Genomic DNA, 22,433 nt, shown 5'->3' with positions numbered 1-22,433 from the left:
CTTTTTTTGAATGAATTTGATTGTTTTTGATGATTTTTCGAATAATCTGATATATAATGAAAGCGTAAACAGTAAAACATGTCGGTTGGTTAAGAAAAACATCCACAAAAATGGGATTCGTTATTACATAAAATCAGACCTCTGTTTTTATAAAAATAAATAGAATTTGAGAAAAGGAGAATGAGGATGGACATATTGGATGCAAAAGTAGTGAATACAAAGTACGGTTTAGAAACATATCTGGATGTATCAGAAAGCGTAGAAATAAAAGAAATTCATATGCCAAGTTCAGAGAGCCAATCTCACAAAATTAAATTTGGAATCAAGTATTTTCTTTTAAGAGAAGGAAAGTATTACGATAGCCAAAAAGGTTATTTTTGGCTTTGTATGAATCACGATTTTAGCAGCCTTATGCTGAGTGAAACGGAAACAGAGAGTTTGTTTGCAGTTAAAAGTGAAGAAGAAAGAGAAGCAACAAAAACGCTGTTAGCAGAATGGTTTATCCAAACAAATGCGTACAAAGAAGGCATCAACGAATGTATCCATCAGATTAAAACGGAGAATATTCGTACAGAGGAAGACATCGAAGACCGCGTGGACGCCATACAATTTTTAGAAAAATTAAAGGTATTAACTGCAAAAGAGATTGAAAACGCTTCTATAGAAAATCTATATGCGCTGCAGCAAATTGGCTAGGCTATAGTTCGCGTACGCTGAAATGCAGATTGATGTACAACAATAAGGAGGAATAGTGAGATGAAATTTTTTATTGATACAGCAAACCTTGAGGATATTAAGAAAGCATATAAAGTTGGTGTTCTAGCAGGTGTAACAACCAATCCATCTTTAGTAGCAAAAGAAGGCGTAAGATTTGAAGACCGCATCGAAGAAATTCTTCAAATGGTACCGGAGGTTGAATCCGTTTCCGCTGAGGTAACGCCTGACGCACTTTCTGCTGAAGACATGATCGCTCAAGCTGAAGAACTGATTAAAATTAACGATGGAGATAAAAACATTACGATTAAGCTGCCTATGACATTAGCTGGCTTGGAAGCGACGCGCTACCTTGCAAAAAAAGGCGTAAAAACAAATGTAACCCTAATCTTTACAGTAAACCAAGCGCTTTTAGCAGCTCGTGCTGGAGCGACGTATGTTTCTCCATTTTTAGGACGTCTTGATGATATTTCAGAAGACGGAGTACAGCTGGTATCTAAAATTGCTGAGTTATTCCGCGTTCAAAACATCGACTCTCAAATTATCGCCGCATCTGTAAGACACCCGGATCATGTAACGCGCGTAGCACTTGCAGGGGCTCATATTGCCACAATTCCATACGCTGTTATTGAGCAATTAGCAAAACACCCGTTAACTGACCAAGGAATGGAAAAATTTGCAGCAGATTGGGAAAAAGCAGTTAAAGCTTAACAAAAAGTCATATCAATAAAAAAAGCTTGGGATAAGCATAGCTTATTCCAAGCTTTTTTTCGTTTAACTCGCTAGTTTCTTTTTACGTAGACGCTCTAAGCGGCGCTGCACGCTATTTCTCGAACGCCCGAGCAACTGTCCAATTTCTCGCTGATTGCGCTTTTCCTGATAAAACATACGCCACAATCTAGCATCTTCTTCTGCTGTCCACTTGTTATGCTCGTATTTAGGACGCTTGACATAGTCTAGTTTTCTTTGTTCATCCACCCACGCTGGTTCTGGAATAAGCGTATTTTTAGGTATTTTAAAAAAGTTAAGGCACGATTTATTTTGTTCAGCCCACTTCCAAAAAGATTGAATGTCAATTCCCATGAATGTTCTTGTCTTGGCGATGATCATTTTATACGGTAGATTCTCTTTATGAATCCACTTGTAAATTGTGTGAACATCTACTTCAAGGCAGGCTGCTAGCTCACACGCTGTGATATGTCCTACGTGCGATTTAGCTCCATACACCTCTAAACGACTTAACCTCGATTCTAGTGCCTGCACACTTCGCTGCAATTTCGCTGATATGCGCGAAAGGGGTTTTATTCCGTAATACCTTAGCAAATATTCGTCTTCTTGTACGGTCCATCTTCGCATCGATGTTTTTCGAGTTAAACCCAAGACTTTTATGCGCGTAGCAATAGAAGAAGGACTTCTGTCTAAGGAGTGTGCCATTTCACGGTTGTTCATGATATCAATGTTCTGCTGTAAAAAAGCATCTTGTTTCGGCGTCCACTTTTTACGTAAAGCTGTATCTGAAGCTCGAAGATTTAATCGAGTAAGCCGTTTATTAATCGATTCCTTGCTTCTATGTAAATGCTCACCCATCTTTTGAAGCGTCATAACGCCGTAATGTTCGATGAGAAATCTATCTTCTTCTTGTGTCCATCGCTTTTGATTTTTACTCACTGTTGTCTCACTCCAATTCACACGGAAAGCTCAAGATGAAAAAGCATCTAGTAATCTATTTTACGAATGAGCAGTACCCATTCAGACTGATACTCACTGCGTTTTAGCCTATATATATTTTATCATATTTCTAGAGAAAAAACAAACGTGTGTTCTGTTTTTGTTTTAGTAAGCATTAAAGTAAGGAGAAGATTATCTCCTTCCTTTAATAGAAGTCAATTGTGATAAAATTGACTAGAATCGCAAGAATTTTTACATAACTGACAGCTCAGCATCAATGCGTGGAGAAAGGGGAATGAGCATGAATTTTAATTTAAAAGAAGCGACCGAAATACTTGAGCGTACGCCTAAGACGCTTGAAAAACTTTTGTCGGGTCTATCTGCAGGGTGGCTGCAATGTAATGAAGGAGAAGGAACTTGGAGTACCTCGGAAGTAATAGAACATTTAATAGAAGCAGAAAAAAACAATTGGATACCAAGGCTAAAATTTATCCTTCAAGAAGGAAAAGGGGGAGCTTTCCCTCCATTTGACCGCTATGCTCATTTAAACAAGGAATCTACTAGTTCTATTGAAGAAAAGCATCTTGAATTCAACATGATAAGAATGCAGAATTTACAACAGCTAAAGCTGTTAATTAAGCCTGAAAAGCATCTTGAAGTGAGAGGAGAACATCCGGAGTTTGGGGAAGTAAAAGTCAGAGAGTTGCTCTCGACTTGGGTTGCTCACGATTTAACGCATATTGCCCAAATTGTTCGAGTAATGGCAGAACGATACAGAGAAGATGTAGGACCTTGGGAAGAATACTTAGGAATACTAAAGAAATAGCAATGACAAACAGTAGCCAGCCTTTATCATTCAAGCTTGAATTAGGAAATGTACACGATTACAATAAAATGAGAATAATGAAGATTCAGGAAGGATTGCAGAGGGAACTATAAGAACATATCCCATGTGCATAACATGTAGGGTCCGTTAAGCAATTTACGAATAAAAAGAGGATTGGACTGATTAAAAATGAAAGTGAATTTTGAGAAATTTGGCGAACTAAACAATCAAGCTGTACATGCTTATACCTTATTAAATGATGAAGGGCTTAAAATCACCTGCCTTGACTATGGATGTGTGATATCAAATATTGAAATGCCGGATTCTGAAGGGAAGATTGAAAGTGTTGTCTTGGGATTTGATTCAATAGAAGAATACCAAAAGTATTCTCCTTATTTCGGAGCTGTGGTCGGACGCGTAGCAGGACGTATAGGGGGAGCGGAGTTTCAGCTTAATGATGAAACCTATCGTCTAGAGAAAAATGAAGGAAATAACCATTTGCATGGCGGTTCAGAAGGATTTAGCCACAAAATATGGCATGCAAAAACAATCGAGGCAAGTGATCACGTAGGTGTTGAATTTACATATGTAAGTAAAGACGGAGAAGAAGGGTACCCTGGCAATCTTGAAGTGAAAGTTACGTATACGTTGACTAATAAAAATGAGTTTCATATCTCTTACGAAGGAACAACAGATCAAGACACTCTTATCAATTTAACAAACCATACGTATTTCAACTTAAGCGGAAATCTAAAGGAAACGGTCTTAGGTCATGTTTTAAAGCTGAAAAGTAACGAATTCTTAGAGCTGAATGATGATCTTTTACCTACTGGAGAAACGATAAGTGTCACAGATACCCCATTTGATTTTAGAGAAGGACATAGCCTCAAGGAAGGAGTGGAATCTACACATCCGCAAAATGTATTAGTTGGTAAAGGATACGATCATCCATTTCTTTTAGAAGCAGAAACTGAAAACCAGATGTCATTATTTGATCCAGCAAGCGGTCGCAAAATAGAAGTCAAAACGGATCAGCCTTCAGTTGTTCTCTATACGGGAAATCATCTAGACGAAGAATTCGAAATTAGAGGCGTTCACTCAGAGAAATATCTCGGTGTTTGCTTGGAAACACAAGGTTTACCAGACGCTATTCATCATAAGCATTTTCCTTCTTGTGTATTAAAGCCTGGTGAGAAATATGAAGCATCTACTCACTATACATTTATAACTGATCGCAGCCTGTAACAAAACGGGATGATAAAAAGGATTGCAACCGAACCTCTGCCGATTGTAATCCTTTTTTATTCTTACTTTTTCTTTTGGCTTTTTGCACGATTAGCGTCAAGCTCAGCCGCATATTCTTCTTGAGACTTTCCTTGCTTTTGACTCTCAGACTGAATCTTTTTAAATTTGTTATCGTTTAAATTTGGCATATTAGCACCTCCTTGCAGACAGGGTTATTTTGTACAAGCATTAAGGATTTATATGCTAAAAAATTTCAATGAACTTGATTAGAAATCTCGCTTAATGCTGCACCGGCTTCATCAACATATACGTTCACTGTCGCAAGGTCGCCGATTGCACAGATTCCAACCATATTATTATTCTCCACTACAATAATGCGGCGAATTTGATGATCTGCCATCATACGTGCACATTCATGAATATCCGTATCCGGAGAACACGTAACTACATCTTTAGTCATACAATCATGGCAATGCACAGTGTTGCAATCTTTTCCATCCGCCACGCAATTTAACACGATATCACGGTCTGTGATCATTCCCATTACTCGATTTTCTTGACACACCGGCACAGAGCCACAATTAATATCACGCATTAATTTTGCAGCTGCTGTTACTGGGTCGTGCGGTGCACAAGCTTTCACATCTTGAGTCATAACTTCACGTACTGTGGTCATTTTTAATTCCTCCCTTTAAACATTCACCTCCGTATTTTCTCCATGCACATGCAGAATATGAGAATCAATAATTTCCTGAAAGCAAAAAATCTTGTAATAAAAGGCGAATAAAAGAACTAACGCAGTGTAATAAACACATAAAAAAGAGCCTATTACACAAAACTAAAGAGAATATGATTTAGCTTACATTTTCGTAACGGCAGGAGTTGGGTACATAATGAAAGGAAAGTTAACGCTGTTGGCAGTACTTTTATTGCCTTGGCTGTCTATAGTAAAAGTTGATAAATTTGTCTTTAAAAGATACCTACCTGTTTTGACATTTAGTTCATTAGTTATTGCTTTTATCAGTGAGTTATCTAAAAGCTTTACATGGTGGAAAGTAAGGAAACCTCTTTTCCCTAAACTTTCAAGCGACGTTTCTTTTATATTTGGACCGTTTTTTATAGCTAATTTTTGGGTATTCAAGCTGACCTATGGGAATTTCAAAAAATATTTGTTAATTAACGTCCTATTTGACTATCTATTTGCTTACCCTTTGACCAGTCTGGCAGAAAAACTAAAGGTATATAAAATGGTAAACATGACGCGCTTTCAACTTTTTCTCATCTCGATTGCGACTGCTTTTATTAATTATTTGTATCAGCATTTTATAGAAGATGTTTTAAGGCAGAGAAGACAATAGGTGATAGTTCGTTAACGAGCTCATCGGCATTTAAGTGTCGCTTACTGCCAATTGTAAATGGTATTGAAGACCTTCAAGTGTACTACATAAATACTTAGCAAAGATACTAAAAGTCCAATAAATAGTGGAATAACAAAAAGAGAAGCGTGACGGAGAAGGTAAATCTCTTTCACGTTTCTCTGCTTTATTACGTACATAACCTTTATTTGTACACCGTCATGGGCAAGTATGTTAAAGATTGACCCGTAGCTGAAGCTGTTAAATGCGGTTCTAATTCAAAATCTTCAAATGGTTCGATATGAGAAAAGGCCTCTAAAAATGCTTCTAAGATAATTGTCATTTCAAGTCGTGCAAGAGGGGCGCCCAAACAAAAATGAGGTCCGTTTCCGAACGTTAAGTGCTTTTTATTAGTTGGACGATGAATGTCTACAGAAAAAGGGTTTTTAAACATATTTTCATCCATATTACACGCACTCATCCACGCAATAACGACATCTCCTTTTTTTAGTTTAACGCCTAATAGCTCGTTATCTTGTTTAACCGTGCGATCTCGTCTGGAGATATGAAACCGATATCGAAGCATTTCTTCTACGGCTTTTGGAGCTAATTCTCTATTGTTTCTCAGCTCGCTGTATAACGACTCGTCGTCATATAAAAAAGAATAAAACATATTTGCAATGGCGTGACTTGTGGTTTCAACGCCTGCACCTAGAAGCAGCATGGTAGCGTGTACAATTTCTTCATCTGTGAATGTTTCACCATCAACTTCGGCTTGAATTAAGTCTGAAATAATATCATCAGAAAGGTTGGAGCGCTTTTCAACGACAATCGGGTAGAGATATTGAAAATATTCAGCTCCTGCACGTTGCTTTTCTTGTTCAATCTCTTTTAATCTTTCTTGGTCATAAGGCTGAAAAAGAATATCTACCCACTTTTTGAACTGATATCGGTCTTTTACCGGTACGCCGAATAAATCTGCTATAACTAAACTAGGAAAAGGAGAAGATAAATCTTCAACAATATTAATAGTTGAATTTTTTTGTATCGCTTCTACAAGGCCTGCTGCAATTTGTTTGATTCGCGGCTCCCAGTTCTTTAAACTTCGAGGAGTAAAGGCGGCAGCAAGCAAAGATCGCGCTTTCCGGTGGTCAGGAGGATCTAAGTTTGTAAGGTTGGTGATTGGAGATGTGCTTTTTTTCTTGCTATTATCTCCAACAAAAATAGTGGTTCTTTGTCCATCGCTTGAAAAAAATTCGTAGTTGCTCAAGACTTGTTTAACATGTTCGTATTGGAATACATTCCATGTGTTTGTTTCTTCATGAAAATAAACGGGGGAGTTGTTCAACATTTCTTTATACCATTGGATAGGGAAAAACTCTTCTGCACGTGATTGAAATTTTGGAATTTCTGTAACGGGAATGACTTCTTTGTTCATATGATCTTATTCCTCCTTCAGAATAGGTATAGATTTGGAATTTACTAACTACATAGCGCTCAGTAGTTGTCACTTGCTAGATAAATAGTTACTTTGTCGAATTAACCTATACTATTAGTACATTTTTATACATTTAGTATAAAAATGTACTAATAGTATATAATTATTTTTACTTGGTTATCAAGGAAAAAGGATAAAATTAACGTAGGAAAAGGCAGATAAGTTATACTAAATAAAAAGTAAATTGTAAACAGAGGAGTAACAGAAATGAATCAAAAACAGCTCGATATTTTAGGGCATACGCACCAGCTTTTTATGGAAAAAGGATACGTAGACACTTCGGTACAAGATATATTAGAAAGAAGCGGGATTTCAAAAGGAACATTTTATAAATATTTCTCATCTAAAAGCGAACTGCTTATTTCATTACTTTCGTCTCTGCAAGAATCACTTATTCTACAAAGAGAAAAAGTAGCCATTGAATATAGAGAGGATAATCAGAAGGGATTTCAAGAACAGATGATCTTTATGATGAACTTTGCAGAGCAAAACAAAATTCCTGAAATGATTGAAAGTACACTCGTTTTAAATGAAGTTAAAACATTTCATTATATAGAGGAATTAAAAGCTGCAACATTCAACTGGATATATGAACGTTTTCAGCAGGTTTTTCCATCTAAGACTTCTCCTTATTTATTTGATGGAGCTGTGCTGCTAGAAGGAATGCTTAACAATATGTTTAAAATGAACAAAGCGCTGGACTATCCATTACCTATTGAACAAATTGTCCATTATTGCATGAAGCGTACAGAGGAAATCATAATCGAAGTAGCAGAACAAAAAGAACAGTTATTTAACCCTTCCGTTTACTCTGCGGTATTTAATAAGAAAACAGAAAGTCATTTTTCGACAGATTTGACGCGTGTAACTGCGAAGTTAAAACGGGTGATTGAAAATAAACTAACAAATGAAGAGGAACGAAAGAGAAGTCTAGAATTTGTTACGTTTATATCGGATGAATTGCTGCAAAATGATACGGAGCCTCGCACATTCATTATTCAGAGTTCTCTTTTATCGCTAGAGAAAATCAATACTCTCGCCCAGACCAAAGAGCTAGAGGAATATAAGGAAGTCGTAACTACTCTGACAAGACATTTTTCATAATTTAAAAAGCACATGAGCTAAACTAACAGTCAAGGCTCTGCGTCATATAAGAAAGAGAAGATTGCCTATAAAACATATAAACAGCCAGTTGCCGTTATGATAGGTGACTGGCTGCATGGGATGAAAAGGTGAGGGTGGAGACAGACATAACACTCTTAATAGAAGAGGGTAATTCTTTCCCTTTTATAGAAAATCAATTAATCGAAAGTAGCTCCTTCATTCTTAAGATCAAACGTGATATAGTTTGCTAACCTTTGCGTTCACTTAACTAACTTATAGGGGTAACACTTAAAAAAGAATCAATAACGATAGAAACCGCTCCTAAAGCAGGTGCATTTTTTCCTAACGAAGAAGGCAGTAGTTCACATTTATTGTCTAAATGAGAATGGACTCTAGAAGAAACTTCGTTTTTAATCGTATTTAAAACAATGGGATGAGATTCAATTATATGATTTCTCAAGATAACAGCTTCTACATCAAATGTATTAAGAATATTGGTTAATCCAATTCCGATATAAAAGCCAAAGTTTTGAAGTGCATTTAACATTTCTACATCATTTTTATTTGCGCGTTCCACAATCTCTTTTCGAGAAATATTCTTTTCTTCTTTAGAGAGCGAAGCCAGTAACGCTTTTTCAGAAGCATATAATTCCCAACAGCCTCGATTTCCACAGCTACATTTGGGGCCATTAAAATCTATCGTCATATGACCCATTTCCCCAGAAAAACCCTGAACACCTTTATACAATTCGTTGTTAATAACAAGTCCAGTTCCAATTCCGACATTAATACTGATGTAAACGATGTTTTCATAGTTTTTTGTCATACCAAATACTTTTTCACCGTATGCTCCTGCATTAGCTTCATTTTCAACAAAAACTGGAACATTAAACTCACTCTCAATTAAAAACTGCAAATCTTTGATATTCCAATTTAAGTTAGGCATGAAAATAATTTGCTGATGACAATCTACAAGGCCTGGAACACAAATTCCTATTCCGACTAGACCATAAGGGGACTCAGGCATATGGGTTACAAAACCATGAATAAGTGCAAATAAAATCTCTTTTACTTCACTAGCGGAAGAACTAGACAAGTCAGAAGTCTTCTCGAGAATAATATTTCCTTCTAAGTCGGTTAGAATTCCGTTAAGATAGTCGACTCCTATATCAATACCAATCGAGTAGCCTGCATTCTTATTAAAAACAAGCATTACAGGTCTTCTGCCGCCTCTAGATTGCCCTGCCCCAATTTCAAAAATAAAATCTTTTTCAAGCAGGGTATTTACTTGGGAGGAGACAGTTGACTTGTTTAATCCTGTAATCTCAGAGAGAGTTGCCCTGGAGACAGGGGAGTTCTTTAAAATTTCATCTAATATTAATTTTTGATTCATTTTTTTTACTAAAGCTTGATCTGCAATTTGAATAATAACCACTCCTTTGTTTATCTATCGAACTAAGTTGGTGTTTTTAGAAGGTTGAATTAGATATTTAAAAGTATCATATCTAATATTATAACTAAATTTTCTAAAAAAAACATTGAAATAAACATTTATTTTGTATATGATGAGATAAAGTTAGTTTATTGGATAAACAAACTAACTCAAATAAGATAGTTGATGGATAAACTTGTTCACTTAAATCAAAGGGGGAAATGACAAATGGTCCAAACTAGTACTAATAAAATTAATTTTTTTGAAAGCGTAAACAAAATTTTATATGAAGGTAAAGATTCTAAAAATCCTTTAGCTTTTAAATACTATAACCCTGAAGAAGTAGTAGGCGGTAAAACGATGAAAGATCAGCTGCGTTTTTCTGTTGCTTACTGGCACACGTTTACAGCAGATGGTACGGATCCTTTTGGCGCAGCTACTATGCAAAGATCTTGGGATAGATATGATGGAATGGATTTAGCAAAAGCGAGAGTTGAGGCAGCTTTTCAACTTTTTGAAACATTAAATGTTCCATTCTTCGCATTTCATGATCGAGACATTGCTCCTGAGGGCAGTACGTTGCAAGAAACAAATAAAAATCTTGATGTTATCGTCACTATGATCAAAGAATACATGCAAACAAGTAACGTAAAGTTATTATGGAACACAGCGAATATGTTTACAAATCCCCGGTTCGTTCATGGTGCAGCTACTTCTTGTAATGCAGATGTATTTGCTTATGCGGCGGCTCAAGTAAAAAAGGGGCTTGAAACAGCAAAAGAACTAGGCGCAGAAAATTATGTATTCTGGGGCGGCCGTGAGGGATATGAAACACTGCTTAACACAAATTTACAGTTAGAGTTAGATAACTTAGCCAGATTTATGCATATGGCTGTAGATTATGCAACCGAAATTGGATATACGGGGCAGTTTTTAATTGAACCTAAACCTAAAGAGCCTACGACACATCAGTATGATACCGATGCAGCAACAACTATTTCATTTTTAAGACAATACGGATTAGATAAATACTTCAAACTTAATCTAGAAGCTAACCACGCAACGTTAGCTGGGCATACATTTGAACACGAATTACGAGTAGCTAGAGTACAAGGCTTATTAGGATCAGTGGATGCAAACCAAGGTGACCCTCTTTTAGGCTGGGATACAGATGAATTCCCGACGGATTTATATTCTACGACGCTAGCAATGTATGAAATCCTGCAAAATGGAGGGTTGGGCAGCGGAGGATTAAACTTTGATGCCAAAGTACGCAGAGGTTCTTTTGAACAAGACGATTTACTCTATGCTCATGTAGCAGGAATGGATGCGTTTGCTCAAGGATTGAAAGTAGCACATAAATTAGTAGAAGATCGTGTTTTCGAAAACGTTATCAACGAGCGTTACAGCAGCTTTAAAGAGGGAATTGGGCTTGAGATTGTGGAAGGAAAAGCTAACTTCCATACACTGGAGCAGTACGCGTTTAAAAATCCGAATATTGTGAATAAATCAGGAAGACAAGAACGGTTAAAGGCCATTTTAAATCAATATATTTTAGAAGTTTAAAGGACAAACGAGAGTAGAAACAATTTCTACTCTCGTTTATAAACGCGGAGGTATCAAGATGAAATATGTAATTGGAATTGATCTAGGAACAAGTGCGGTAAAAACGGTTTTAGTTGATACAAAAGGCGAGATTTGCGCTGTGGTTTCTAAAAATTATCCTCTCCTTCATGAAAAAACAGGATATAGCGAACAGAATCCTGAAGAATGGGTTCAGCAGACGGCTAGTGCTTTAAATGAATTAATTGCTAACGCTAATATAAAACCCGAAGATATAGAAGGAATTAGTTATTCTGGACAGATGCATGGCCTTGTGCTGCTGGATGAAAACTATAACCTATTACGTAACGCCATTTTGTGGAATGACACAAGAACAACAGAACAATGTCATCATCTCTATAAAGTGATTGGAGAAAAACGTCTTTTAGAAATAACAAAAAACCAGGCTTTAGAAGGATTTACTCTTCCTAAGTTATTGTGGGTAAAAGAGTATGAACCGGCGATATTTAAAAAAACAGCTGTATTTATGCTACCCAAAGACTATTTGCGTTTTAAGATGACTGGCTTTATTCATAGTGAATATTCAGATGCTGCCGGTACATTATTATTAAACATCAGCAAGAAAAAATGGGATAGTGAGCTTTGCCAATTAGTAGGAGTCAATATTAACCTTTGTCCGCCACTAGTCGAATCTAGTGAATGCATAGGCAATATTAGTGAATCATTCTCTCAAAAAACGGGGTTAGCTACTTCAACAAAAGTATTTGCAGGCGGGTCTGATAATGCTTGCGGAGCAATCGGCGCCGGCATTTTATCATCAGGGGAAACACTATGTAGCATTGGGACATCTGGGGTTGTTCTTTCTTATGAGGAACGAAGCGATAGAGACTTTGGTGGAAAAGTCCACTATTTTAATCATGGAAAAGAAAATGCCTTTTATACAATGGGCGTTACATTATCCGCTGGTCACAGTTTAAGCTGGTTTAAGGAAAATTTCGCAGAAAACGATACGTTTGAAGAATTGTTGGCCGACCTAAAAAATGTCCCAATCGGCTCAAACGGCCTTTTATTTACCCCTTACTTAGTCGGGGAACGTACACCGCATGCAGATGCTACGATTCGCGGAAGTTTTATAGGGATGGATGCCTCTCATAAAAAGAGAGACTTTACGCGGGCAGTTATTGAAGGGATTACGTTTTCATTAAATGAATCAATTGAAATTTTTCGAGAAAACGGAAAGGAAATTACGTCTATTGTATCAATCGGCGGGGGAGCAAAAAACGATCACTGGCTTCAAATTCAAGCAGACGTTTTTAATGCAAAAATCGTAAAGTTATCTACTGAACAAGGCCCAGCGTTAGGAGCAGCCATGCTAGCAGCTTATGGCTGTGGCTGGTACAACTCATTGGAAGAGTGTGCAAACGTATTTATTACGTCTTCAAAAACATATTATCCTAACGCAGAACATGTACAAGTCTATAAACAGCTTTATGAATTATATAAAGAAGTATATCTTCAAACATACGACCTAAGTAAAAAGCTAGATGAATTTAAAGGGAAGTAATAGATTACAAAATATACAACCTTACTTTAAAAAGGAGCCTCATATGAAAGTAGCTTGTATTATTTGATTATGGTTGTATATCGATATACCTGACACAAAAGGAAGTATGGAAAATGCTGTAGTAAGATTTGATTCGATAGAAAAATACGTACGTTAGAGGGGAGGATAAGAGCAGTTAGTCCAATAGACGACGAAAATTTCTTTTGTGTTCCAAGAATTTGAAAACGCATTCAAATAAGTGCGAACTCAGTTAGAAATAGAACTTCTACTGTTACTCTTAACTAACTGCTTTTAACAACGCATGAAACAAAATCGAAACTCATTATATATTTTTTCTATTACCTTAGTTGCCGCTATCGGAGGGTTACTGTTTGGATATGATACAGCTGTAATATCTGGAGCTGAAGAATCATTAAAGGTGTATCTTATTGACAGCTTAGGGTTAGGATCTTTAGCACACGGTGTTACTGTATCAAGTGCTTTGATAGGATGTATTATTGGAGGATTGGTATCTGGTTATTTTGCGACGAAACTAGGACGCAAACAATCACTTATACTAGCAGCTATTCTTTTTATAGTCTCAGCGTTAGGAGCTTCTTATCCTGAGTTTTTATTTTTCACAAAAGGGGAACCGACACTCTCTTTATTACTAGCTTTTAACTTCTACCGCATTATAGGTGGGATTGGTGTTGGCTTAGCATCAGCCATTTGTCCCATCTATATAGGAGAAATTGCACCGGCAGATATTCGCGGCAGATTGGTATCATTCAATCAATTTATGATTATTTTTGGAATGTTAGTCGTTTACTTCGTGAATTGGGGTATTGCAAATGGGGAAACCTTAGAATGGATTAATGATGTGGGTTGGAGATACATGTTTGCTTCAGGAGCTATTCCAGCTTTACTCTTTGCATCACTCTTGTTTTTAGTTCCTGAAACGCCTCGCTACTTAGCTATACAGAATCAAGATCAAAAAGCTTTAGCCATACTAACTAAAATTAATGGGTCTTCAGAAGCGAAATCAATTTTAGAAGATATTAAACAAACAATTTCTACCAATGTTTCGTCTGGAAAATTATTGGCATATGGAAAATTAGTTATCGTTGTAGGTATACTGCTTTCTGTATTTCAACAGTTTGTAGGAATCAATGTAGCTCTATATTATGCTCCGCGTATTTTTGAAAGCATGGGAGCAGCTAAAGGTTCTTCTATGCTGCAAACTATTATTATGGGATTAGTAAATGTTATTTTTACAGTAATTGCAATTTTGACAGTTGATCGTTTGGGAAGAAAACCTTTATTAATAACAGGGTCTATCGGAATGGCCATTGGAATGTTCGGTGTAGCAAGCATGGCTTTTTCAAACATCATTGGTATAGGGACGCTTGTATTTATCATTATTTATACAGCTTCCTTTATGATGTCATGGGGGCCAATTTGTTGGGTGCTCATTTCAGAGATTTTTCCTAATAAAATTAGAGGTCGTGCTGTAGCTATTGCCGTAGCTGCTCAATGGGCAGCTAACTATTTTATTTCCTCTACGTATCCTGTGATGATGGAATATAGCGGAGGATTAACATATGGTTTCTACGGTTTAATGAGTGTACTTTCTGCTTTATTTGTTTGGAAATTTGTTCCTGAAACAAAAGGTAGAACTCTTGAACAAATGGAAAATATGTGGAGAAAAAAACAAGAGGCTTCAAAGAGTAAGAAGGCCATATAACCATTAAGCTTTTGCTTAGAGGAAAGATGAATATAAAACTTTCAAAAACACCTAAACTATCTTTAGGTGTTTTTAATATGTAACCTTTATGAAGAAAGTGGATAGCTTTTTTAAAGGATATTGCTATAGTGATAAGCCTCTTTAAAAATAGAAATATAGTTTTTTTATGAGGAGTGTTTTATCGTAAATATAAATAACGATGCAATGAATTCACAAAAAATCTGGGGGGCATCCGCTATATACGGAATATCCTAAAGAATTAAAGTATGACCATGCTTCATGGGTTCCAACGTATCGGAATCAGAAAATGATTGATTGGATGTTTCAGCAAGTAAAGCAAACAAACTAGTAAGAAATAAAGCTCCATACTTCATTACTCCCAAAAAGCTCTTCCAGTTAATAAGAACTGGAAGAGCTTTTTTACTTTTATCAGAATCTACGCGCTAGGAGCAAGGCATTTCACACCACATTTAACCAAATATGTGACGAAATTATGGTAAAGCCATTTAAACTAGATAAAAATCGCTTCAAGTGTGAGAAATATCACACCTTTTAAACATACAACATGATAATTTTTTAGGAGTAAGCAATATGTCATGACAAACTTCAATATGTTAGGAGGTTTTTAGCCTTTTGATCTGTTGAGATGCATCTCTAATATGAACGTTTATATACCATTATTATGTACAGAGATTTAAAGGAAGGGAGCCTGAGCTTAGGTGATAAAGCAAAAATCAATGCATATTGGCAAGTTAATCGTTCTCTCCGTATTCATTACAATTTTTTTAGCAGGCTGTGATAGTCGTTATTTGATTTTAAATCCACAGGGGGCGGTGGCTCAAAAAGAATACCATTTAATTATTTTTTCCATAATTTTATGCACAATCGTTGTTATTCCTGTTTTAGGGCTGCTTGTGTATATCGTTTTACGCTACCGTGATAAGCCTGGAAACAAGGCTCCGTATCGGCCAGACTGGGACGATAGTAAGCGTCTTGAATTTATTTGGTGGGGCATCCCTATTATTATTATTGGTATTTTAGGTTTCGCTACGGCCAAGACGACGTATGACTTAGTAAATCCGCCGCAAAAAGATGTAAAGCCGCTAACAATTGAAGTAACATCCCTTGACTGGAAATGGTTATTTCAATATCCGGATCAAGATATTGCGACAGTGAACTATGTCAACATTCCAAAGAATGTGCCCGTTCAATTCGTGCTAACGTCAGATGCACCTATGAATTCCTTTTGGGTACCGGAGTTGGGAGGACAATTATATACAATGCCGGGAATGGCCATGGGGCTTTGGCTACAAGCTAATCACAAGGGAAAATATTTTGGTTCAGGTGCTAATTTTACGGGTGAAGGGTTCGCTCATATGAACTTTAAAGTTAAATCTACATCGACAAAAGAATTTAATCAGTGGGTAAGGCAAGTAAAAGAAACAGCACCAGCTTTAACAAAAGCTGATTATAACAGTCTTGCAAAACACGGTCTTTCTTTAGAGAAATCGTACTCTACCATTCCTAAAGGTTTGTTCCAAGAAACTGTCATTAAAAACGGTGGTCAATATTATAGTCAGCATCACCATATGAAAAATGAAGACATGAAGACTATGAATGTGTCTTCTGAAGAACAAGCACATACACAGCATGAGCACCAGGAAGGAGGAAACTAAGTTGTTAGACAAATTAAAAGATTTTTCAGCTCATTTTTTTGTGACTGGAGAACCGATGATTTATGGAGCAGATGTCGCCATTTTGTTAACACTAGCCGGTATTATTTTTGTTCTTACGTATCTTAAAAAATGGAAGTGGCTATGGCGTGAGTGGCTCACAACGGTGGATCATAAAAAAATTGGAATCATGTATATGCTTTCTTCATTGTTAATGCTGTTTCGAGGCGGAGTAGATGCATTATTGATGCGTATGCAACTAGCATTCCCTCAGTGGCATTTTCTAGATTCTAATCATTACAACGAAATTTTTACTACGCACGGAACCATTATGATTCTATTTATGGCAATGCCGCTTATGTTTGCTTTCTTTAATATTGTTGTACCTCTTCAAATTGGAGCAAGAGATGTCGCCTATCCTTTTTTAAACGCGGTAAGCTTTTGGCTATTTTTCTTTGGCGCCATGCTTTTCAATTTGTCGTTTGTAATCGGAGGATCGCCAGATGCAGGGTGGTTGAGTTATCCGCCGCTTTCTGGCATGCAGTTCAGTCCTGGACCAGGTCAAGATTTTTATATTTGGGGCATTCAAATATCAGGTATTGGCAGCTTGGCTTCTGGAATTAATTTTATTATGACCATTTTAAAAATGCGTGCGCCTGGCATGAAACTTATGCATATGCCGCTATTCACGTGGTCTGTTCTAGCAAGCTGTATTATTATCATTTTCGCGTTTCCTGTATTAACCGTAACGCTTGCTTTATTGTTTGTCGACCGCTTCTTTGACGGACACTTGTTTACCATGACCGGCGGTGGAAATCCGATGATGTACATTAACTTAATTTGGATGTGGGGACATCCTGAAGTGTATATTGTTGTGCTTCCGGCATTCGGCATTTTTTCTGAAATTGTTGCAACGTTTTCTCAAAAGAAGATATTTGGCTATAAATCTATGGTTTTTTCAATGATGATTATTAGCGTTCTATCGTATTTCACATGGGTGCATCATTTCTTTACGATGGGTGCAGGTGCTAATGTAAATGTGTTTTTTGCTATTACGACGATGGCTATCGGAATTCCAACGGGTGTTAAAGTGTTCAACTGGTTATTTACGATGTTCCGCGGCCGTATTCAAATGACTCAGCCAATGCTATGGACAATTGCTTTTATCCCATGCTTTGTTGTAGGAGGAGCAACCGGTGTTATGCTTTCAGCAGCTCCCGCAGACTATCAGTATCATAATAGCTATTTTTTAGTTGCACACTTTCACCAAGTATTAATCGGAGGCGTTGTATTCGGCTTTTTTGCAGGTTTGTACTATTGGTGGCCAAAAATGTTTGGCTTTAAGTTAAATGACCGTCTTGGTAAATGGGCGTTTTGGACGTGGAATATTGGTTTTTACGTATGCTTCATGCCTCAATATGCATTAGGATTTATGGGAATGACACGCCGTATTTATACGTACGATTTTGACATGGGATGGGGACCGCTGAACGTTATCTCTACAGTGGGAGCCTTCTTTATGGGCATAGGGTTTATCTTTCAAGCATGGCAGATTCTTCATGGCATTAAGTACGGAGAACGAGATGTAACAGGAGATCCTTGGAATGGCCGTACATTAGAATGGTCCATTCCTTCACCGCCGCCGCACTACAATTTTGCAGTGATTCCAACAGTAACCGGGCAAGATGCGTGGTGGACGATAAAAGAAGAAAGAAAAAAGAAAAAAGCGAAGGAAACAGCGGCTTTTTCTCCAATTCATATGCCTAAGAATTCAGGTATTCCATTTATCATGTCGGTTTTCTGGTTCATTGCTGGTTTTGGCTTAACGTTCCACTGGGTATGGGTAGCGATATTCGGTTTGACAGGAGTAGGAGCTTGTTTACTAGCCCGTTCTTTTCAATACAACTCGGACTATTATATTCCCGTGGATGAAATTCGACATACAGAAGATTCAGTAGGGAGGGTCGGGTAACATGGCATATGCGACAGCGCATCACGAAGAACATCACCATGAACATGATGATGAAATCAAAGTTATGGGTTTTTGGCTTTTCCTCGTAACGGACTGTATCTTATTTGGAGCATTATTTGCTACATATGCCGTTCTTGTTAATCATACTGCGGGAGGCCTTACAGGAAAGGAATTTTTTGAAGTCCCAGGATTTGTTTCTGAAACGTTTATCTTATTAACGAGCAGCTTTACAAGCGGATTGGCCGTGTTAAGCATGCACAAAGGAAAAATAAAGCCTTTAATTGGCTGGCTAATTGTAACTCTGCTTTTAGGTGTATGCTTTGTTGGACTTGAAATTCATGAATTTCAAACAATGGTTCACGAAGGAGCAACCATTTCTACGAGCGCATTTTTTACGGCTTTCTACACGCTGGTTAGTACACACGGGCTGCACGTTTCGGTCGGAATCATTTGGATGATTTCAATTACAATCCAGTTAAAACGATACGGAATTACCTCTGTAACAAAACGAAAAGTGACGATTATCAGCTTATACTGGCATTTTCTTGATGCTGTCTGGATCTTCCTTTATACGGTTGTGTATTTAATGGGGGTGATGTAGATGGAGAACCACGGGTCGTTAAAAGCTTATACAATCGGATTTGTTTTCTCGATTATTTTAACCATTATTCCTCTGCTGCTGGTATTAAACCACGTACTTGCTAAAAATATATTACTAGCTAGCATTCTAGGAATGGCCGTGCTTCAATTTTTTGTTCAATTGTTTTTCTTTATGCATATTAAAGACGGAGAAAAGCCTCGTTATAATGTGATGGCTTTAATACTTGGAATCGTTTTTGTTATTACGATTGTAGCAGGATCTGTTTGGATAATGACTTTTAACTCTCAAGTTCAATAAAAATGGAGCCGTGCCCCCACACGGCTCTATTTTTTATTAATTTCTATAACTTGTGATAAAAATCACATACTTTCGCTTGCGCAAGAAGTACAATAAAAGTGTAGCAAAGAAAGTTCTTTATAAACGAATGTTAAAGGAGAGATTATGATGAATATGGCTTATCGTAACATCCTCGTAGCAGTAGACGGTTCTGTAGAAGCGGAGTGGGCATTCAAAAAAGCAGTTAACAGTGCGAAAAAAAATAACGCTCATTTGATAATTTGTCACGTTATCGATATACAGGCGTTAAGTCCATCACCTTATGCATTTTATACCGATACACGCTTTCAAGATGCAGAGAAATTTGCTGAAGAACTTTTAGCCAACTATAGTAACCTAGCCATTAAGGCTGGAGTAACGAAAGTCGAAACCTTAATTGAACACGGTTCTCCTAAAACAAAAATATCTAAAAAAATTGCTCCCGATAAGCACGTTGATTTAATTGTATGCGGTGCAACCGGGTTAAACGCGGTAGAGCGTATCTTAATTGGAAGTGTATCTCAGCATATTTTGCGCTATGCCAAATGTGATGTGTTAATCGTTCGCACCCCTAAAGAAGCTGAAGAGGAATCAAAGCCTTTACAAGTAGAACTAACAGAGTAGCAGGCACAGACGAGAAATAAAACTTGTTGTGCACAGCAAAATACAAAGCTCTCACTATTTCATTTATTTAAAGAGGGGGGGAACGTATTTTAGTTAAAAGAAGATCCGAACAAGGAGTCAAGGTTCTCAAGAGAGAACGTGACTCGTTCGGATTTTTTTATTGTGATGGTGAATGTAGTTTTCATGTATCCAGCTGTTGATTGAAGGGGAATGGCAGAAAGAAAGGTGAGGATAGTAGAGCACATCAAACATGTTTATGAAAGAAGAAGAGGGGAAGAACAAGTATATAGAAAACTTTTCCTTAGTTGGTTAAGGTTGATTTATAAAGGAGTGACGAATATGTCAAAGTTAAATAATCCATTAACTCAATATTTCCATGAAGACTATCCAAAGCAGTATCAAGAACCGCCTGGTGTACAAAAAGAAATGAACGTCATCCCAGACTGCGGGGAGAACAGTTACATAGGTGCAGGTAAATTAAAAGGCAGAAAAGCTCTTGTAACAGGTGGGGATTCAGGTATTGGCCGAGCAGCAGCTATCGCTTACGCAAGAGAAGGAGCGGACGTTGCGCTTAATTACTTGCCACAAGAGCAAGCTGATGCAGAAGAAGTAAAAAAGCTTATTGAGGCAGAAGGCAGAAAAGCAGTACTCATACCTGGTGATGTAGGCGAAGAATCTTTTTGCAAGGAGCTAGTAGAAAAAGCTTATAAAGAATTAGATGGATTAGACGTTTTAGCGCTCGTAGCAGGTAAACAGCAGGCAGTAGAAGATCTTGCTGATTTAGAAACGGATCAGCTGCGCAAAACTTTTGAAGTAAATGTATTCTCTTTATATTGGACCGTAAAAGCAGCGCTGCCTTATTTACCGGCAGGTGCTTCTATTATTACCACAAGTTCTGTACAAGGCTATAGCCCAAGTCCTAATTTATTAGATTATGCAGCTACAAAGTTTGCCATTAACGGATTCACTCGCGGACTAGCCAAGCAATTAGCTCCAAAAGGTATTCGCGTTAACTCCGTTGCTCCAGGACCTATCTGGACGCCGCTTCAAATTTCTGGAGGGCAGCCAAGCGACGCTATTCCAAGCTTTGGACAAGATACACCTTTGCAGCGTGCTGGTCAGCCGGTAGAGTTAGCAAATGTATACGTATTTTTAGCTTCAACGGATGCAAGCTACGTAACAGCTCAAGTTTACGGAATTACAGGCGGAATAGAACTAGCTTAAACCAAAAAACACGTGCAGTTCATAACTGCACGTGTTTTTTGGTTTTATCGTCTTTTACCTTTTAAAGTTTGTACACAAATGTAGCTAAGCGTAGCGAATAAAGCTGTAATAAACGCCGAGTGAGACAGTGTAGCAAAGACATTTAAACGAGACATGACAACAAAGATACCGCTAAATATTTGAGCAAAGGTTAAAGCAACTGCAATGATGGACGCGTAGTAAATATCACGGCGAGTTTCTTTATACTGTTTGATAGCAGATACCATAATCCAAATGATAAGAACAAACAGCACAAGAGCAGCAAATCGGTGGGCAAAGTGAATACCTGTTGTTCCTGATAGCTTTGGAATAAGAGTGTTGCCATAACAAGCCGGAAAGCTTGTACACGCTAAGCTTGCACCTTTGTGACGCACATATGCACCTAAATAAATATCGCAGTAGGTAAATATAAGCGTAAACCATGCGAGCCATCTAAATTTGCCTGTAACGGCTCCTTTAATAAAATGATCCGAACGGTCCTTTTGAATAACAAATATTGAAAGTAAAAATACACCGGTAAACGCAATAAGCGAAAGACCGAAATGCAGGGCTAGCGCCTCAGCTGACTGAGGCCAGATAACGGCAGAAGCCCCGAGCAACGACTCGATAACGATAAATGCAATACTCATGATCGCTAAAATTTTCACTTCACGGTTTCTGCGATAACGAATCCAAGCCCAAATAGAAAATGCTAAAACAAGAAGACCTGCAAATGCGGTAATCAAACGATGCGTATATTCAATCATTGTTGCTACTGCGTATTCAGGTATTAACTGCCCGTTACACAATGGCCACTCGTTTCCGCACCCTAATCCAGATCCTGTGGTTGTGACCAGACTGCCGGCAATCATTAAAATAAACATAACAATCGTTGTAAATATAGCTGTTATTTTAAATAAATTTCTCATACGTTGACTCCCTTTGTTGAGTTACTAATTATGACTATAGATTTGATGAATACGATAGTCAAGTAGTAGAGCATAATTAACAAATAACTGTCACAAACTCGCACATGTTTTCCTTAAATTTGATGTCAGAAAAGCTTTCTTCACTAACCTTTGTAATGGTTTTTTCCTTTTAAACAATGTAAATATGCTTTCATACATAAGATATAAAAAATTATATTAGTGATTTTATACAATTTGCAAAAAAAACTTTAGAGAGAATGGAGATACAATCATATTCCAAAAGTGATAATATAAATATAAATCAAATGATGTTATAAAACCTATCATTTTATGTTAGATATAAAATAAACTTTTTTATCACGGAGAAACTTTATTGAAAGGAGAG

At 37.2% G+C, this 22,433-nt stretch carries 21 protein-coding genes; 15 read left to right on the top strand and 6 right to left on the bottom strand.

The annotated features are described in order from the left end of the window. Positions 1 to 186 precede the first annotated feature (186 nt). Both ACXAE4_RS18645 and fsa read left to right on the top strand, forming a co-directional pair. Positions 187 to 696, top strand: a complete 510-nt coding sequence (locus ACXAE4_RS18645) for a hypothetical protein (RefSeq protein WP_154989041.1) — start codon at positions 187 to 189, stop codon at positions 694 to 696. A gap of 60 nt (positions 697 to 756) precedes the next feature. Continuing rightward, complete coding sequence (gene fsa / locus ACXAE4_RS18640) at positions 757 to 1,425, top strand: fructose-6-phosphate aldolase (RefSeq protein ID WP_013082751.1); 669 nt, start codon at positions 757 to 759, stop codon at positions 1,423 to 1,425. A 63-nt stretch (positions 1,426 to 1,488) separates the two neighbouring features. Here the strand turns inward: fsa and ACXAE4_RS18635 are convergent, their stop codons facing one another. Next, positions 1,489 to 2,382, bottom strand: a complete 894-nt coding sequence (locus ACXAE4_RS18635; protein WP_154989039.1) for a sigma-70 RNA polymerase sigma factor region 4 domain-containing protein — start codon at positions 2,380 to 2,382, stop codon at positions 1,489 to 1,491. 301 nt (positions 2,383 to 2,683) lie between these two features. On the opposite strand from ACXAE4_RS18635, the gene ACXAE4_RS18630 reads away from it, so the two are divergent. Next, a complete protein-coding gene (locus ACXAE4_RS18630) occupies positions 2,684 to 3,208 on the top strand; it encodes a DinB family protein (protein WP_154989037.1) in 525 nt (174 codons plus the stop codon). A 189-nt stretch (positions 3,209 to 3,397) separates the two neighbouring features. Beyond that, positions 3,398 to 4,453, top strand: coding sequence for an aldose epimerase family protein (locus ACXAE4_RS18625; RefSeq protein WP_154989035.1), 1,056 nt, complete (start codon positions 3,398 to 3,400; stop codon positions 4,451 to 4,453). 62 nt (positions 4,454 to 4,515) lie between these two features. Here ACXAE4_RS18625 and ACXAE4_RS18620 read toward each other — a convergent pair whose 3' ends face one another. Both ACXAE4_RS18620 and ACXAE4_RS18615 read right to left on the bottom strand, forming a co-directional pair. Beyond that, the gene (locus tag ACXAE4_RS18620; RefSeq protein ID WP_013056562.1) at positions 4,516 to 4,641 is read right to left on the bottom strand and encodes a hypothetical protein; all 126 of its coding nucleotides are present in this window, start codon (positions 4,639 to 4,641) and stop codon (positions 4,516 to 4,518) included. Between the two features lie 65 nt (positions 4,642 to 4,706). After that, positions 4,707 to 5,129: a CBS domain-containing protein gene (locus ACXAE4_RS18615; protein WP_014460561.1), complete on the bottom strand. Its 423-nt coding sequence runs from the start codon at positions 5,127 to 5,129 to the stop codon at positions 4,707 to 4,709. Positions 5,130 to 5,346: 217 nt separating this feature from the next. Between ACXAE4_RS18615 and ACXAE4_RS18610 the strand changes: the two genes are divergently transcribed. Further along, positions 5,347 to 5,811, top strand: coding sequence for a hypothetical protein (locus tag ACXAE4_RS18610; protein ID WP_098999839.1), 465 nt, complete (start codon positions 5,347 to 5,349; stop codon positions 5,809 to 5,811). Between the two features lie 202 nt (positions 5,812 to 6,013). Here the strand turns inward: ACXAE4_RS18610 and ACXAE4_RS18605 are convergent, their stop codons facing one another. Further along, a complete protein-coding gene (locus tag ACXAE4_RS18605) occupies positions 6,014 to 7,246 on the bottom strand; it encodes a cytochrome P450 (RefSeq protein ID WP_475236589.1) in 1,233 nt (410 codons plus the stop codon). 267 nt (positions 7,247 to 7,513) lie between these two features. Here ACXAE4_RS18605 and ACXAE4_RS18600 point away from each other — a divergent pair, with 267 nt between their 5' ends. Next, positions 7,514 to 8,410, top strand: a complete 897-nt coding sequence (locus tag ACXAE4_RS18600) for a TetR/AcrR family transcriptional regulator (RefSeq protein ID WP_098999841.1) — start codon at positions 7,514 to 7,516, stop codon at positions 8,408 to 8,410. Positions 8,411 to 8,678: 268 nt separating this feature from the next. Here the strand turns inward: ACXAE4_RS18600 and xylR are convergent, their stop codons facing one another. Then, complete coding sequence (xylR, locus tag ACXAE4_RS18595) at positions 8,679 to 9,836, bottom strand: transcriptional repressor XylR (protein ID WP_475237349.1); 1,158 nt, start codon at positions 9,834 to 9,836, stop codon at positions 8,679 to 8,681. A 234-nt stretch (positions 9,837 to 10,070) separates the two neighbouring features. Between xylR and xylA the strand changes: the two genes are divergently transcribed. From xylA to ACXAE4_RS18550, 9 genes are all read left to right on the top strand, one after another. Next, positions 10,071 to 11,408, top strand: a complete 1,338-nt coding sequence (gene xylA / locus ACXAE4_RS18590) for a xylose isomerase (protein WP_289578859.1) — start codon at positions 10,071 to 10,073, stop codon at positions 11,406 to 11,408. 58 nt (positions 11,409 to 11,466) lie between these two features. After that, positions 11,467 to 12,969, top strand: coding sequence for a xylulokinase (gene xylB / locus ACXAE4_RS18585; protein ID WP_098999842.1), 1,503 nt, complete (start codon positions 11,467 to 11,469; stop codon positions 12,967 to 12,969). 301 nt (positions 12,970 to 13,270) lie between these two features. Continuing rightward, on the top strand, positions 13,271 to 14,692 hold the full coding sequence (xylE, locus tag ACXAE4_RS18580) for a D-xylose transporter XylE (protein WP_034264608.1): 1,422 nt from the start codon (positions 13,271 to 13,273) through the stop codon (positions 14,690 to 14,692). Between the two features lie 737 nt (positions 14,693 to 15,429). Continuing rightward, a complete protein-coding gene (locus tag ACXAE4_RS18575) occupies positions 15,430 to 16,368 on the top strand; it encodes a cytochrome c oxidase subunit II (protein ID WP_475237347.1) in 939 nt (312 codons plus the stop codon). 1 nt (position 16,369) lies between these two features. Beyond that, positions 16,370 to 18,337 carry a cytochrome aa3 quinol oxidase subunit I gene (gene qoxB / locus ACXAE4_RS18570; protein WP_154989030.1) on the top strand — a complete coding sequence of 656 codons (1,968 nt, stop codon included), beginning with the start codon at positions 16,370 to 16,372 and terminating at the stop codon, positions 18,335 to 18,337. A gap of 1 nt (position 18,338) precedes the next feature. Beyond that, on the top strand, positions 18,339 to 18,938 hold the full coding sequence (cyoC, locus tag ACXAE4_RS18565; protein ID WP_154989028.1) for a cytochrome o ubiquinol oxidase subunit III: 600 nt from the start codon (positions 18,339 to 18,341) through the stop codon (positions 18,936 to 18,938). Next, entirely contained in the window at positions 18,939 to 19,235 is a 297-nt protein-coding gene (cyoD, locus tag ACXAE4_RS18560) for a cytochrome o ubiquinol oxidase subunit IV (protein ID WP_154989026.1), read from the top strand. Between the two features lie 147 nt (positions 19,236 to 19,382). Then, positions 19,383 to 19,877 carry a universal stress protein gene (locus ACXAE4_RS18555; RefSeq protein WP_186807039.1) on the top strand — a complete coding sequence of 165 codons (495 nt, stop codon included), beginning with the start codon at positions 19,383 to 19,385 and terminating at the stop codon, positions 19,875 to 19,877. A gap of 339 nt (positions 19,878 to 20,216) precedes the next feature. After that, positions 20,217 to 21,101: an SDR family oxidoreductase gene (locus ACXAE4_RS18550; protein ID WP_042992174.1), complete on the top strand. Its 885-nt coding sequence runs from the start codon at positions 20,217 to 20,219 to the stop codon at positions 21,099 to 21,101. Between the two features lie 44 nt (positions 21,102 to 21,145). On the opposite strand, the gene ACXAE4_RS18545 is transcribed toward ACXAE4_RS18550, so the two are convergent. Next, on the bottom strand, positions 21,146 to 22,048 hold the full coding sequence (locus ACXAE4_RS18545; RefSeq protein ID WP_014460550.1) for a COX15/CtaA family protein: 903 nt from the start codon (positions 22,046 to 22,048) through the stop codon (positions 21,146 to 21,148). Positions 22,049 to 22,433 lie beyond the last annotated feature (385 nt).

The organism is Priestia sp. ABM2_011 (genome assembly GCF_056158845.1).
The sequence above is the reverse complement of the archived record's forward strand: the minus strand, read 5'-3'. Positions and strand labels throughout refer to the sequence as shown.

Bases quoted from the DNA above. Each gene is read 5' to 3' on its own strand.
- ACXAE4_RS18600 (WP_098999841.1), top strand. From the start codon at position 7,514: ATGAATCAAAAACAGCTCGATATTTTAGGGCATACGCACCAGCTTTTT.
- ACXAE4_RS18605 (WP_475236589.1), bottom strand. From the start codon at position 7,246: ATGAACAAAGAAGTCATTCCCGTTACAGAAATTCCAAAATTTCAATCA.
- ACXAE4_RS18630 (WP_154989037.1), top strand. From the start codon at position 2,684: ATGAATTTTAATTTAAAAGAAGCGACCGAAATACTTGAGCGTACGCCT.
- cyoD (WP_154989026.1), top strand. From the start codon at position 18,939: ATGGAGAACCACGGGTCGTTAAAAGCTTATACAATCGGATTTGTTTTC.
- ACXAE4_RS18550 (WP_042992174.1), top strand. From the start codon at position 20,217: ATGTCAAAGTTAAATAATCCATTAACTCAATATTTCCATGAAGACTAT.
- ACXAE4_RS18625 (WP_154989035.1), top strand. From the start codon at position 3,398: ATGAAAGTGAATTTTGAGAAATTTGGCGAACTAAACAATCAAGCTGTA.
- cyoC (WP_154989028.1), top strand. From the start codon at position 18,339: ATGGCATATGCGACAGCGCATCACGAAGAACATCACCATGAACATGAT.
- xylA (WP_289578859.1), top strand. From the start codon at position 10,071: ATGGTCCAAACTAGTACTAATAAAATTAATTTTTTTGAAAGCGTAAAC.
- ACXAE4_RS18620 (WP_013056562.1), bottom strand. From the start codon at position 4,641: ATGCCAAATTTAAACGATAACAAATTTAAAAAGATTCAGTCTGAGAGT.
- xylE (WP_034264608.1), top strand. From the start codon at position 13,271: ATGAAACAAAATCGAAACTCATTATATATTTTTTCTATTACCTTAGTT.
- fsa (WP_013082751.1), top strand. From the start codon at position 757: ATGAAATTTTTTATTGATACAGCAAACCTTGAGGATATTAAGAAAGCA.
- ACXAE4_RS18615 (WP_014460561.1), bottom strand. From the start codon at position 5,129: ATGACCACAGTACGTGAAGTTATGACTCAAGATGTGAAAGCTTGTGCA.
- ACXAE4_RS18555 (WP_186807039.1), top strand. From the start codon at position 19,383: ATGAATATGGCTTATCGTAACATCCTCGTAGCAGTAGACGGTTCTGTA.
- xylB (WP_098999842.1), top strand. From the start codon at position 11,467: ATGAAATATGTAATTGGAATTGATCTAGGAACAAGTGCGGTAAAAACG.
- ACXAE4_RS18545 (WP_014460550.1), bottom strand. From the start codon at position 22,048: ATGAGAAATTTATTTAAAATAACAGCTATATTTACAACGATTGTTATG.
- ACXAE4_RS18610 (WP_098999839.1), top strand. From the start codon at position 5,347: ATGAAAGGAAAGTTAACGCTGTTGGCAGTACTTTTATTGCCTTGGCTG.
- ACXAE4_RS18645 (WP_154989041.1), top strand. From the start codon at position 187: ATGGACATATTGGATGCAAAAGTAGTGAATACAAAGTACGGTTTAGAA.
- ACXAE4_RS18575 (WP_475237347.1), top strand. From the start codon at position 15,430: ATGCATATTGGCAAGTTAATCGTTCTCTCCGTATTCATTACAATTTTT.